The organism is Neorhizobium lilium, from assembly GCF_004053875.1.
In the GTDB taxonomy this organism is placed as follows: Bacteria; Pseudomonadota; Alphaproteobacteria; order Rhizobiales; family Rhizobiaceae; genus Neorhizobium; species Neorhizobium lilii.
Map to the genome: position 1 here is coordinate 661,499 of NZ_SBIP01000002.1, position 13,236 is coordinate 674,734.

10 protein-coding genes are annotated in these 13,236 nt (G+C 60.4%); 6 read left to right on the forward strand and 4 right to left on the reverse strand.

Annotated features, from left to right (window positions below; all coding sequences use genetic code 11):
- Window positions 1-41: 41 nt before the first annotated feature.
- The 3 genes from prfB to EPK99_RS09370 all read right to left on the reverse strand — a co-directional run bounded on the left by prfB (window position 42) and on the right by EPK99_RS09370 (window position 5,213).
- Window positions 42-1,173 (reverse strand): peptide chain release factor 2 gene (prfB, locus tag EPK99_RS09360; protein ID WP_128442761.1). Its coding sequence is split into 2 segments (ribosomal slippage): window positions 42-1,103 and window positions 1,105-1,173, totalling 1,131 coding nucleotides; the frame shifts between segments, so codons are not numbered across the junction.
- Window positions 1,174-1,267: 94 nt separating this feature from the next.
- Entirely contained in the window at window positions 1,268-3,733 is a 2,466-nt protein-coding gene (locus EPK99_RS09365; protein WP_128442762.1) for a penicillin-binding protein 1A, read from the reverse strand.
- A 256-nt stretch (window positions 3,734-3,989) separates the two neighbouring features.
- Complete coding sequence (locus tag EPK99_RS09370; protein WP_128442763.1) at window positions 3,990-5,213, reverse strand: N-acetylmuramoyl-L-alanine amidase; 1,224 nt, start codon at window positions 5,211-5,213, stop codon at window positions 3,990-3,992.
- Between the two features lie 640 nt (window positions 5,214-5,853).
- On the opposite strand from EPK99_RS09370, the gene EPK99_RS09375 reads away from it, so the two are divergent.
- The 6 genes from EPK99_RS09375 (at window position 5,854) to aat (ending at window position 12,795) form a co-directional block, all read left to right on the forward strand.
- Window positions 5,854-8,805, forward strand: a complete 2,952-nt coding sequence (locus EPK99_RS09375) for an Rne/Rng family ribonuclease (RefSeq protein WP_128442764.1) — start codon at window positions 5,854-5,856, stop codon at window positions 8,803-8,805.
- A gap of 188 nt (window positions 8,806-8,993) precedes the next feature.
- Complete coding sequence (locus EPK99_RS09380; protein ID WP_128442765.1) at window positions 8,994-9,755, forward strand: DsbA family protein; 762 nt, start codon at window positions 8,994-8,996, stop codon at window positions 9,753-9,755.
- 124 nt (window positions 9,756-9,879) lie between these two features.
- Complete coding sequence (gene aroQ, locus EPK99_RS09385) at window positions 9,880-10,317, forward strand: type II 3-dehydroquinate dehydratase (protein ID WP_128442766.1); 438 nt, start codon at window positions 9,880-9,882, stop codon at window positions 10,315-10,317.
- A gap of 28 nt (window positions 10,318-10,345) precedes the next feature.
- Window positions 10,346-10,813, forward strand: a complete 468-nt coding sequence (accB, locus tag EPK99_RS09390; protein ID WP_128442767.1) for an acetyl-CoA carboxylase biotin carboxyl carrier protein — start codon at window positions 10,346-10,348, stop codon at window positions 10,811-10,813.
- A 9-nt stretch (window positions 10,814-10,822) separates the two neighbouring features.
- Window positions 10,823-12,169: an acetyl-CoA carboxylase biotin carboxylase subunit gene (accC, locus tag EPK99_RS09395; protein ID WP_128442768.1), complete on the forward strand. Its 1,347-nt coding sequence runs from the start codon at window positions 10,823-10,825 to the stop codon at window positions 12,167-12,169.
- An 8-nt stretch (window positions 12,170-12,177) separates the two neighbouring features.
- Complete coding sequence (gene aat, locus EPK99_RS09400; RefSeq protein WP_128442769.1) at window positions 12,178-12,795, forward strand: leucyl/phenylalanyl-tRNA--protein transferase; 618 nt, start codon at window positions 12,178-12,180, stop codon at window positions 12,793-12,795.
- A gap of 6 nt (window positions 12,796-12,801) precedes the next feature.
- On the opposite strand, the gene EPK99_RS09405 is transcribed toward aat, so the two are convergent.
- On the reverse strand, window positions 12,802-13,233 hold the full coding sequence (locus EPK99_RS09405; protein ID WP_128442770.1) for a DUF2155 domain-containing protein: 432 nt from the start codon (window positions 13,231-13,233) through the stop codon (window positions 12,802-12,804).
- Window positions 13,234-13,236: the final 3 nt, after the last annotated feature.

The window sequence follows — 13,236 nt, forward strand, 5'->3', positions numbered from 1 at the left end:
ATGAGGATCCGGCCGTTTTCAAACTTACCATTGAGTCGCCGTTATTCGGCGTCAGCTACGTCCAAGTCGGGCTTGCCGCTGATGCGGTGCGCCAGTGCTGCTTCCATGAATGGGTTGAGATCGCCGTCGAGCACGTCGTCCGGAGCGGTGCTCACAACGCCCGTGCGTAGATCCTTGACCTGCTGGTAGGGCTGCAGCACGTAGGAACGGATCTGGTGACCCCAGCCGATCTCGGATTTCGAGGCCGCTTCGGCATTGGCGGCATCCTCGCGCTTCTTCAGTTCGGCTTCGTACAAGCGGGCACGCAGCATTTCCCACGCCGTTGCCCGGTTCTTGTGCTGCGAGCGTTCCTGCTGGCACGCCACGACGATCCCCGAAGGCATATGGGTAATGCGCACGGCAGAGTCCGTCGTGTTGACGTGCTGGCCGCCGGCGCCAGAGGAGCGATAGGTATCGATACGGCAATCGCTCTCGTTGATATCGATCTGGATGGAATCATCGACGACCGGATAAACCCAGATCGACGAGAACGAGGTATGGCGCCGGGCATTGCTGTCATAGGGCGAAATGCGCACCAGCCGGTGCACGCCTGATTCGGTCTTCAGCCAGCCATAGGCATTGTGCCCCTTGACCAGCAGCGTCGCCGACTTGATGCCTGCTTCTTCGCCGTCATGCACTTCGAGAAGCTCGACCTTGAAGCGCTGGCGTTCGGCCCAGCGGGTATACATGCGCAGAAGCATGTTGGCCCAGTCCTGGCTTTCCGTGCCGCCGGCACCCGAATGGACTTCGACATAGGTGTCGTTGCTGTCGGCTTCGCCCGAGAGCATGGCCTCGACCTGCCGGCGCGATGCCTCGTTGCGCAGCGCCTTCAAAGCTTCTTCGGCTTCCGCGACGATGCCCGCATCGCCCTCTTCCTCGCCGAGCGCGATCATCTCGATATTGTCTTCGACCTGCTGTTCAAGCTTGCGCACGCCGCTGATGGAATCGTCGAGATTCTGACGCTCGCGCATCAGCTTCTGCGCTTCAGTGGCATCGTTCCAAAGGTTCGGGTCTTCGGACTTGTTGTTCAGCCAGTCCAGCCGTCTTACCGCCTGGTCCCAGTCAAAGATGCCTCCTCAGCAGGCTTATGGCCTGCTTGATTTCATCGACTACGTTGATCATTTCCGCACGCATGGCGCTTCGTCTTCTCTCATTACAGAAGTTGAGGTTGCCGCCGACATAGTTGCGCCGACAACGGTTGTAAAGACCTGCGGGTGAGGCTCGGAGTTCAGAATAGGCCGGCGGCGCCCGAGGTCACGGCCTGCTGCGCCTGCGGCGAGGATTCCAGGATCTGGTCCTGGCTCATATTCTCGCCTTCACCGATCACGTGGAAGGAATCGGCCGGGCCTGTACCAGGCTTGAAGGCTTCGACGATCGTGTCCGGCTCGCCTTCCATTGCCGCCATGCCGGTCTTGCGGTTGACGGCGATAAGCTGCATGCCTTCTGGCACATGGAACCGCTCGGCCGGCATCAGCTTGGCGGCGTCGGCCAGAAACTGACCGAAAATCGGAGCCGAGAGACCGCCGCCCGTGCTGCCGCGGCCAAGCGGCGCCGGCGTGTCGAAGCCAAGGTAAAGTCCCGCCACCAGATTGGGGGTAAAGCCGACGAACCATGCGTCCTTTTCATCATTGGTCGTACCGGTCTTGCCGGCTACGTCCCGGTCCTTGACGGGGATCTTGCCGGCCGCGGTTCCCCGCGTCACCACACCCTGCATCATGGACGTGATCTGGTAGGAGGTCATCGGGTCCAGAACCTGTTCCCGGTTATCCGCCAGGACGGGCTCTTCCTGGTTCGCCCAGTCATTGGCATTGCAGCCGTCGCAGGTGCGTTCCTCGTGGCGGAAAATCGTCTTGCCGTAGCGGTCCTGGATACGGTCGATGACGGTCGGCTTGATCTGCTTGCCGCCATTGGCGATCACGGCATAGGCCGAGACCATGCGCATGACCGTCGTCTCGCCGGAGCCGAGCGACATGGCCAGTACCGGCAGCATCTTGTCGTAGATGCCGAAGCGCTCGGCATATTCCGCCACCAGTTCCATGCCCATGTCCTGGGCCAGACGGACGGTCATCTGGTTGCGCGAATGTTCGATACCGAAACGAAGCGTCGATGGGCCGTTGCTGCCCTCTTCCCCGTAATTGTCCGGGCTCCAGACCTTGCCGCCGGAGACGACCTCGATCGGCGCGTCCAGGATCACCGATGCAGGCGTATAGCCGTTGTCGAGAGCAGCCGCGTAGACGAAGGGCTTGAACGACGAGCCCGGCTGGCGCATGGCCTGCGTGGCACGGTTGAATTCCGATTGCGCGTAGGAAAATCCGCCGACCATGGCAAGCACGCGTCCAGTGTTCGGATCCATCGCAACGAAACCGCCCTGAACCTTCGGCGGCTGCCGCAGGCGGTAGGTCCTGCCATCACCCGGCAGCGGCTCGACATAGACGACGTCCCCGCGCTTCAACACGCCGTCCGGCGATCTTGCCGTCTTGCGGTCTCCGCTGGCGTCCCGATAGGCCCATTTCATGTCGTCCGCGGCGATCGTCCCGGTTTCGCGGGCGGCTTCTACTTTGCCGGCACCGTCAGTTCCAGGCCGCAGGCCGATTTCGACCGATTTCGCCGAGGTGCTCAGCACCACTGCAAGCTTCCACTCGGGCACGTCGCGCAGATCGACGAACTTGCCTTCGCCGATCGCCTTGACGAGGGCCGGTCCCCAATCCGACGAAATATCGATGGAGGCCATAGGACCACGATAGCCGCGGCGCTCGTCATATTCCACGAGGCCATTCTGAAGCGCCCTGCGCGCCATGATCTGCAATTGCGGGTCCAGCGACGTGCGCACAGACAACCCGCCCTCGTAGAGGGATTTGTCGCCATAGCGCTCGATCAACTGCCGGCGAACTTCTTCCGCGAAGAAATCGGAGGCGAATACCTGGCCGCCACTGCGGCGCTGCTTGACGCCGAGAGGTTGTTTCTTGGCGTCGTCGGCATCGCTTTGGGTGATGTAGCCATTCTCGGCCATGCGATCGATCACCCAGTTACGGCGCTCGAGCGCAGCCTCCGGGTGGCGATAGGGATTGTAGTTCGCCGGGCCCTTGGGAAGCGAGGCGAGATAAGCGGCCTCCGACGTCGTCAATTCGGTCACGGACTTGTCGAAATAGGTAAGTGCAGCGCCGGCAATGCCATAGGCGTTGAGCCCGAAGAAGATCTCGTTGAGGTAGAGTTCGAGGATCTTGTCCTTCGAATAGGCCTGCTCGATGCGGAAGGACAGAATGGCTTCCTTGACCTTGCGCTCGAAGGACCTCTCATTGGTGAGAAGAAAGTTCTTCGCGACCTGCTGGGTGATCGTGGAGCCACCCTGCATGGGGCCACCTGTTGCCAGCAGCATCACGGCACGGCCGAGACCGGAAATGTCGACGCCCGGGTGATTGTAGAAATTCTTGTCTTCGGCCGAGAGAAAGGCGGCCTTGACACGATCCGGGATCGCCTGGATCGGCAGGAACAGGCGGCGTTCGCGCGCATATTCCGACATCAACGCCCCATTGCCTGCATGCACGCGCGTCGCGACAGGCGGCTCATACGATGCAAGAACTTCGTAATCGGGAAGCCCCTTGATCATGACACTCAGATAAATGGCGGCGGCCGCTGCGACGCCCAGAAACAGGACGCAGGCCATTCCAAAGAAATATCCAATCAGTCTGATCATGTCGGAACTACCGTCCAGCTTTCCATCGGTGCGCAAAGCACACTATCGCACAGTTTCAGGCGTTTTGCATGGTGATGACGCCAGCGCAAGACATGACGAGGATCGACCCCTTGTTATTGTTCGCGCTTGATCCTTAGGGAATAACCGTTTGAATGTGAGTAAAATAGGGCTCTGCCCCGGTAATTCCCGCAAGCATGCGGCGTCGCAGACGAAGTCGGTTACTTGTGACCGATGAGCCACGGCAACCGAACCTCTGTCAGCCGCCATTGACGAGAGAGCGTCCGCGGTATCGATCGACCGCATTGGTAAGCAGGTCGGCGATCTTGCTGCGCCAGGCTTCGTCCATCAGCAGCTTCTCGTCCTCGGGGTTGGAGAGAAAGCCGAGTTCCAGCAGGACGGAGGGAATGTCCGGCGCGCGCAGAACCTGGAAGCCCGCCTGCCGGTGCGGATTGTTGATCAGCCCCACCTGTCCTTCGAAAGATTTCACGACATTATCCGCAAGCGCGATCGAAAAGGCCTGGGTTTCCCGGCGCGCAAGGTCGAGCAGAATGTCGGCCACTTCAGGAGGCCCGCTCTGAATGGTGAAGCCGGCAATTTCATCGGACAGATTTTCGCGTGCCGCAAGGTTTTCCGCCATGCGGTCCGAAGCCTTGTCGGAAAGCGTGTAGACGGTCGCCCCACGAATATCTTTCTGCGACAGCGTGTCCGCATGCAGCGAGATGAACAGATCGGCATGGTGTTGACGCGCGATCGCCACCCGTTCCGATAGGGAAAGGAAGGTGTCGTCGTCGCGCGTGAGGAAGGCCTTTACGCCCGGGAGCTTATTCATCCTCTCGGCCAGCATCCGGGCAAAGCCCAGCGTGATGGTTTTTTCCGGCATCTTGCTGACGGATGCCGTCGCCCCGGCATCGATCCCACCATGGCCGGCATCGATCGCGACAGTGAAGACGCTGTCCTTGGCGCCATCTTCCAGCGGGACGGCCTGCGAAACATCCGGCACCACGGCGCCCCAGCTCTGGCTCTTCATCAGGCCGGCAAATTCCTCACGGGTCGTCATTTCCGCATCGAGAACCAGCCGATAGCCGCCATTCTCGTTCGCCTGTGTCTGAGCCAGCACGAGCTTCACCGGCTTGATCGCCGTCAGCACGATGCGGGCACTATCTTCGCCCATGGTGCCATAGCGGATATCCTTGAACAGACCGCGGGGCGCGAGCTGGTCGGCCGGGAAGCCGAAAGCAGTGGCCGGAAGATCCACGATGACCCGGTCCGGCCCTGATATATAATGTATGGAGAATTCCGGCTTCTCCTCGAAGTCCAGCACGATGCGGGTGCGGGCGGCATCTCCGGCAATGCGGGCAGCAAAGGCAAGCATAGGCTGGGCTGCGGAAGCGTGAGACAATCCGCCTGATCCAAGGCTGAGCAGAAGCAGTGCACGCCAAGCGATTCGCACTATTACCGCTCTCAGCCGCACAACTCTCATTCGACCTCAGCCCCGCTCTTGATCCGCATTTCGATGCTGCGCACGAAGGCGTTCCCGGCATCCTGACGCAAACGCCTATGCCGCAACGTTTTTGCTCGAAATTGAACCGAATCGTCTGCCTGTCCGCCCTGCTGTTAAGAGTGCAAATTCCATCGACAATAAGGCGGTTCCGGCTTTTCCCTTGCTATTGTGACAGATAAACCATACAACGCGGACGAAGGTTAAAGTGTTGACGGGATAGTCTGCCGGTGGGCTGGCCAACCTCTTCAGGACCTGGCGCCGAGGACCAAACAGTCATCCGCCGTCGCTACATTTTTTCCTGATGCACGATCCGTCCGGCGGTGGCCGGAGCAGTACCCGGGTGGCACGCCACCCAGCTCATTGGAGCAATTTCATCGGACCTTCGGGTCTTTGGTTACGTCATTCTCGTTTGGTTTTTGATGTCGCGGCACAATTTTCAGAACCGGCAGAGATCAGGGAGGCCTATGTCTCCGCTGTCTTTGCGGCTGCCGCCACAACCGCACCGGGCGGGATCATCTTTATCCGGCACGACGCATGTTTGGTTTGACGAGCCTGTCCAAGGGGAAATCCCTGTGGCAGGCTTTTCTGCATCCGCGCGGCGCCGAGGAGCAGAATTTCAATGGCAGACAAAATGCTTATCGATGCGTCTCACGAAGAGGAGACGCGCGTAGTCGTTGTTCGCGGCAGTCGTATCGAAGAATTCGATTTCGAATCGCAGCATAAGAAACAGATACGCGGCAATATCTATCTGGCGAAAGTCACCCGGGTAGAACCCTCGCTTCAGGCGGCCTTCGTTGATTACGGCGGCAATCGCCATGGTTTTCTGGCTTTTGCCGAAATCCATCCCGATTATTACCAGATCCCGCTGGCAGACCGTCAGGCTCTGATGCAGCAGGAAGCCGAGGATCAGCGCAGGATCGCTGAGGCCGAAGGTGCGGATCCGATCGTCGATTTCGCCAGCGAAGAGCAGCCGGATGTCGGCATCGCCGACGCCTCGCACGTTGAAGAACTCGCTAGCGAGGCTGGCGCCGAAGCCGCCGAGGTCAGCCCCGGCGAAACGCCTATCGTAGCGGATGAAGCGCCTGCAAAGGCCAAGCCGCGCCGCAGCCGTTCGCGCAAGAAGGTCGTGGAGCCGGCAGCCGAAGAAACCAAGGCAGCCGCCGACGAATCCACCTCCGAGACCCCGTCTTCCGAGACTTCGGACAATGACGACGACGGCTCCACGCCCGGCGGGATGGCCGCGATGGTCGATGCCGATTCGATCTCGGAGGATGTCGATGTCGGCCGCCGCCACGATGACGACGATGATGACGACGACGATCACGGCGAAAAGGAAGTGATCGAATCGGTCGGCGCCGAAGATGCCATGGAAGAGGTTCCGGACCGCGTCATGCGCAAGCCGCGCAAGCAGTACCGCATCCAGGAAGTCATCAAGCGCCGGCAGATCCTGCTGGTGCAGGTTGCCAAGGAAGAACGCGGCAACAAGGGCGCGGCCCTCACCACCTATCTGTCGCTTGCCGGACGCTACTCGGTGCTGATGCCCAACACGGCGCGTGGCGGCGGTATTTCCCGCAAGATCACCCAGCCACAGGACCGCAAGCGTCTCAAGGAAGTTGCGCGCGAGCTCGAAGTGCCGCAGGGCATGGGGGTTATCCTGCGCACGGCCGGTGCGAACCGCACTCGTGTCGAGATCAAACGCGACTTCGAATATTTGATGCGCCTGTGGGAAAACGTCCGCACGCTGACGCTCGCCTCGACTGCTCCCACCCTCGTCTACGAGGAAGGCTCGCTCATCAAGCGCTCCATCCGTGACCTTTACAACAAGGACATCTCGGAGATCATCGTTTCGGGCGAGGAAGGCTATCGTGAAGCCAAGGACTTCATGAAGATGCTGATGCCGAGCCACGCCAAGGTGGTTCAGCCCTATCGCGATATTCATCCGATCTTCTCGCGCTCGGGCATCGAGGCGCAGCTGGACCGCATGCTGCAGCCGCAGGTGACGCTGAAGTCTGGCGGTTACCTGATCATAAACCAGACCGAAGCGCTGGTGGCGATCGACGTCAACTCGGGTCGCTCGACCCGCGAGCACTCAATCGAAGAAACGGCACTGCAGACGAACCTGGAAGCTGCCGAGGAAGTGGCTCGCCAGTTGCGGCTGCGCGACCTGGCCGGCCTGATCGTCATCGACTTCATCGACATGGAAGAGAAGCGCAACAATCGCGCCGTCGAGAAGAAGCTGAAGGATTGCCTGAAGAACGACCGCGCCCGCATCCAGGTCGGCCGCATCTCGCATTTCGGTCTGATGGAAATGTCGCGCCAGCGCATTCGCGCTTCAGTGCTGGAATCGACCACCCAGATCTGCTCGCATTGCGGCGGCACCGGGCATGTCCGGTCGCAGTCGTCGGTCGCGCTGCATGTTCTGCGCGGCATCGAGGAATATCTCCTCAAGAACACCACGCATGACATCACGGTTCGCACCACGCAGGACATTGCGCTCTATCTGCTGAACCACAAACGCCAGACGGTGATGGATTACGAAAACCGCTTCGGCGTCGCGATCTTCATCGAGTCGGACATCAGCATCGGCGCCAGCCATTTTGCAATCGACCGCGGCGAACCGGTGGAAACCCCGGTCCGGATCGAAAGCCTGATGCAGTTCGCGGCCCTGCCTGTCGAGGAAGAGGATGACGAGGTCATCATCGAAGCCGATGAGGAGGAAGAGGACGACGTCGTTGCTGCGGCTCCCGCCCCAGCGGCGCAAGGTGAACAACCGAGCCAGGGTGACGACCAGAACGGCCGCAAGCGCAAGCGTCGTCGTCGTCGCCGTAACCGCAATGGCGAACGGAATGGCGATGCACAGGCTGCGCAGTCCGACCAGGATTCCGATGACGAAGGTGATGACGAGCACGAGGAAGGCGACGAGACCGCAGCCGAACTGGCGACGCCTCCCGCAGAATCCGAGACCGATGAGAACGGTCGCCGCAAGCGCCGCCGGCGTGGAAAGCGTGGCGGTCGTCGTGGTCGCGAAGACGAGGATGGCCAGGAAGTCCAGGCTTCGGACGATGCCGAAGAAGGTTCCGCTGAGGTTATCGGCGATAGCACGGTAGAAGCGGACGTAATGTCGGCAGAACCCGCCGTCGAGGCCGCAACTGCTCCGGTCGAGGCCGAGGAGGCTGTAGCCGCTCCGGTCGAGGAACCTAAGAAGGGCCGCCGTCCGCGTCGTGCCAAGAGCGCGCCTGCAGCCGCGGAAGATGTATCCGCTCCAGCGGAAGCCGCTGCCGAGCAGCCCTCTGAAACTGCTGCCGAAACACCGGAAGCACCCGTGGCTTCGCAAGTAGAAACGGCTCCTGAAGCTGCGGCAGAACAGCCGGCTGCACCGGAAGCGGAGGTCGAGAGCACCGCTGAGATTGAGGAAACCAGAAGCCGCGCCAATCGCGCGTCCAACATTTCCTCGTCCAGCCCGCCGGTCGTCCGCAGCTCCGATCCTGCCCCCTCGGCGGAAAACGACGGCGAGACTGACCCGAGCAAGCCGAAGAAGGCGGGCTGGTGGCAGCGCCGCGGCTTCTTCTGAGAACAATGACATGAACTGACGAGACGGCCGCGCACTCCGCGGCCGTCTCTTTTGGACAGTTGTGCCGGAGTTTTGAACGAGCTTGGCTGGCGGCCGCTTGTTTCCGGTTTCGCCCTTCGTCCCCATCGCATAAGTTGGCGGCAAATCAATTCGAGGGCTCTGCCCTGCACGACAAGTCGAGGATAATCATGAAGCCCCTGTTCAAAACCCTGGCCGCCGGTTCGGCCCTGGCCGTGCTCCTGTCGACCGCAGCGCCGGCACTGGCGCTGGACGACAGCCAAAAGAAGGAAATGGGCGATTTCATCCGGGAATACCTGGTGCAGAACCCCGAAGTGTTGATCGAGGCGCAGAATGCGCTCGAAGCCAAGCAACAGGCCATGCGGCTGGCGCAATCCACCAAGGGCGTGACCGAAAACAAGGACCAGATCTTCGCCTCGCCGGTAGACATCACGCTTGGCAATCCGAAGGGCGATGTCACCATCGTCGAGTTCTTCGATTACAATTGCGGCTACTGCAAGCATGCGCTGAGCGACATGGACGACATCCTGGCCAAGGACAAGAACGTCCGCTTCATCCTCAAGGAATTTCCGATCCTGGGGCCAGACTCCATCGCGGCGCATCGGGTCGCCAATGCGGTGCGCCTGCTGGCGCCGGAGAAGTATGCACAGTTTCATCGGGCGCTTCTCGGCGGCCAGGAACATGCTTCGGAGCAGACGGCCATTGCCGTCGCCACTTCGCTTGGCCTCAACGAAGCCGAAATCCGCAAGTCGATGGTGCAAAATCCAAACGACGGCCAGGTACGGCAGGCCTATCAGCTTGCCAATGCAATCGGAATTACCGGTACGCCTACCTATGTGGTCGGGAATGAGGCTTTGTTCGGAGCCGTCGGACAGGAAGCAATCGAGGAAAAGATTGCGAATGTCCGGTCCTGCGGTAAGTCCACCTGCTGACCGGACACGATCCACGCACGGCTCCAGTGGACGCAGGCTGTTTGCGCGCGCCAGGGGCTTTCCCTTGCCTTTGCGGCGGTCTATAGGTGGCCGCTGAATAGTGCAATGGAACAATAGACCAGCGATGAGCAAGACGATCTTCGTCCTCAATGGCCCCAACCTGAACATGCTTGGAAAGCGCGAGCCTGGCATCTATGGCGGCAAGACCTTGAAGGACATCGAGGACGATTGCCGTGTGGCCGGTCGGGAACTGGACTTCGAGATCGACTTCCGTCAAAGCAACCACGAGGGCCTGTTGGTCGATTGGCTGCATGAGGCGGGCGAGAAAGCTGTGGGCGTTGCTATCAATGCCGGCGCCTATACCCATACATCGCTCGCTCTCCATGACGCTATCAAGGCGATCTCCATACCGGTCGTCGAGCTTCACATTTCCAATGTTCATGCGCGCGAAGAATTCCGCCATCATTCCATGATCGCGGCGGCCTGCAAGGGCGTGATATGCGGCTTCGGACCATCGAGCTACATTCTTGCCCTGCATGCTTTGAAATCCATAAACACCTGACAAGATAAACAGAACAATAGGGTTTGCCATGTCTGAGAAAAAAAACGGGATCGACAAGGGACTGATCCGCGACCTCGCGAACATCCTCAATGAGACCGATCTGACGGAAATCGAAGTGGAGCAGGACGACCTGCGCATCCGCGTTTCGCGCGCCGGCACTCCGCAATATATTCAGGCGCCCATGGCAGGCCCCGCCTATGCTCCGGCTCCGGCCGCCGCGGCTTCCGCACCCGCCGTCGCCGCACCCAGTGCCGCAGACAACAAGAACGCGGTCACCGCACCCATGGTTGGCACCGTCTATCTCGCTCCTGCTCCCGGCGCGCGCGACTTCATCGAAGTAGGCGCGACCGTCAAGGAAGGCCAGACGCTGCTGATCATCGAGGCCATGAAGACGATGAACCAGATCCCTTCGCCTCGCTCGGGCAAGGTGACGGAAATCCTCATCAACGATGCGCAGCCCGTCGAATACGGTCAGCCGCTCGTTATTGTCGAGTAAGGCCATCTCATGATTTCCAAGATCCTCATAGCCAACCGCGGTGAAATCGCGCTTCGCGTGCTGCGCGCCTGCAAGGAGCTCGGAATTGCGACGGTCGCGGTTCACTCCACCGCGGACTCGGATGCCATGCACGTGCGCCTGGCCGACGAAAGCGTCTGCATCGGCCCGCCGCCGTCACGCGACAGTTACCTGAATATCCACCAGATCGTGGCCGCCTGTGAGATCACCGGCGCCGACGCGGTCCATCCCGGCTATGGCTTCCTGTCCGAGAACGCCAAGTTCGCGGATATTCTGGATGCGCACGGGATCACCTTCATCGGCCCAACCGCCGAGCATATCCGTATCATGGGTGACAAGATCACCGCCAAGGAAACAGCCAAGTCGCTGGGTATTCCCGTGGTTCCCGGATCGGCCGGCGAGGTCAAGCCGGAGAACGCGCTAGAGATCGCCCGCGAAATCGGCTTTCCTGTGCTGATCAAGGCGACTGCCGGCGGCGGCGGACGCGGCATGAAGGTGGCCAAGACCGAGGCTGAACTCGATGAAGCCGTCTCCACGGCCCGCTCCGAGGCTCTGGCAGCCTTCGGCAACGAAGCCGTCTATATGGAAAAATACCTCGGCACACCACGCCACATCGAAGTCCAGGTCGTGGGCGATGGCGAAGGCAACGCCATTCATCTCGGCGAACGCGATTGCTCGCTTCAGCGCCGCCACCAGAAGGTTTGGGAAGAGGCCAACTCCCCTGCCCTCAATGTCGAGCAGCGCATGAAGATCGGCCAGGTCTGCGCCGATGCCATGAAGAAGCTCAAATACCGCGGCGCCGGCACGATCGAGTTCCTCTACGAAAACGGCGAGTTCTATTTCATCGAAATGAACACCCGCCTGCAGGTGGAGCATCCGATCACCGAAGCGATCACCGGCATCGACCTTGTGCACGAGCAGATCCGTGTCGCTTCAGGCGCCGGCCTGTCCGTCACCCAGGACGAGATCTCCTTCAACGGCCACGCAATCGAGTGCCGCATCAACGCGGAAGATCCGCGCACCTTCGTTCCCTCGCCGGGCACGATCACGCACTTCCACGTCCCCGGTGGCCTTGGCGTACGCGTTGATTCCGGCGCCTATGCGGGCTACAAGATCCCGCCTTACTACGACAGCCTGATCGGCAAGCTGATCGTGCACGGGCGCACGCGCGTCGAGTGCATGATGCGCCTGCGCCGCGTTCTCGATGAATTCGTCGTGGAGGGCATCAAGACCACGCTGCCGCTCTTCAGGGATCTGGTCGATAATCCCGACATCGCCAACGGCGACTATGATATCCATTGGTTGGAGAAATACCTGGCTGGCGACGAAGCGCATTAAGGAACAGAATGGCAGGGCGGCGCGGCAGATACTACCCGGCGATTACTCCGGAAATCCTGCTGCGCGCCTATTCTATCGGGCTCTTCCCTATGGCGGAATCCGCCGACGATCCGGAAATATTCTGGGTCGAGCCCGAAATGCGCGGCGTCCTGCCGCTCAACGGTTTTCACGTCTCCAAAAGCCTCGCCAAGGCGATCCGCAAGACGCCTTTCGACATCCGGGTGAATACAGACTTCACCGGCGTGATGGCGCTCTGCGCGGAACCGGCACAGGATCGTCCCAGCACCTGGATCAACTCCACCATCCGCAAGCTCTACTCCGAGCTTCATCGGATGGGCCACGCCCACAGCGTGGAGGCCTGGGAGGGCGAAGAACTGGTGGGCGGCCTTTACGGAGTCTCGCTCGGCTCCGCCTTCTTCGGCGAAAGCATGTTCTCCCGCCGCACCAATGCGTCCAAGATGTGCCTGGTCTATCTGGTGGACCGATTGAAGACCAAGGGCTTCACGCTTCTCGATACGCAGTTCACCACCGAGCATCTCAAGACGTTCGGAGCGATCGATGTGCCCAAGGACGATTATCTCGGCTTGCTGAAGCAAGCAGTCGATTCGCCGCATCTGGCGTTCTGAATAAAATCAGTTCGTCGGCTTGGCGGGCGCCGGAACATCCGAGCTCTGCTTGCAGCCGGTCAGCCAGACATCGTAGATCGGATGTTCGACTGCGTTAAGGCCTGGGCTATCGGCGAACATCCAGCCGGAAAACACCCGCCGGATCTTTCGGTCGAGCGTGATTTCATCCACCTCCACGAAGCCGTCGATCTTCTGAGCCTCGTTCTCGTCACGGGAATAGCAGACCTTTGGCGTCACCTGCAGGGCGCCATACTGGACAGTCTCGTTCACATAGACATCGAATGTCGTAATGCGTCCGGTGATCTTGTCGATCCCGGCAAAGACCGCAACCGAATTGGAAATCCGTGCCGCGGCGGCCTGCTCTGCCGGCAGAACCGAAAGCGCCGCCAAGGCAGCAGCGGCAACCAGCTTGCCGACAAAAAGCGTCTTTCGTGTCATTAT

Bases quoted from the DNA above. Each gene is read 5' to 3' on its own strand.
- aat (WP_128442769.1), top strand. From the start codon at position 12,178: ATGGCAGGGCGGCGCGGCAGATACTACCCGGCGATTACTCCGGAAATC.
- EPK99_RS09405 (WP_128442770.1), bottom strand. From the start codon at position 13,233: ATGACACGAAAGACGCTTTTTGTCGGCAAGCTGGTTGCCGCTGCTGCC.
- EPK99_RS09380 (WP_128442765.1), top strand. From the start codon at position 8,994: ATGAAGCCCCTGTTCAAAACCCTGGCCGCCGGTTCGGCCCTGGCCGTG.
- EPK99_RS09375 (WP_128442764.1), top strand. From the start codon at position 5,854: ATGGCAGACAAAATGCTTATCGATGCGTCTCACGAAGAGGAGACGCGC.
- EPK99_RS09365 (WP_128442762.1), bottom strand. From the start codon at position 3,733: ATGATCAGACTGATTGGATATTTCTTTGGAATGGCCTGCGTCCTGTTT.
- EPK99_RS09370 (WP_128442763.1), bottom strand. From the start codon at position 5,213: ATGAGAGTTGTGCGGCTGAGAGCGGTAATAGTGCGAATCGCTTGGCGT.
- aroQ (WP_128442766.1), top strand. From the start codon at position 9,880: ATGAGCAAGACGATCTTCGTCCTCAATGGCCCCAACCTGAACATGCTT.
- accB (WP_128442767.1), top strand. From the start codon at position 10,346: ATGTCTGAGAAAAAAAACGGGATCGACAAGGGACTGATCCGCGACCTC.
- accC (WP_128442768.1), top strand. From the start codon at position 10,823: ATGATTTCCAAGATCCTCATAGCCAACCGCGGTGAAATCGCGCTTCGC.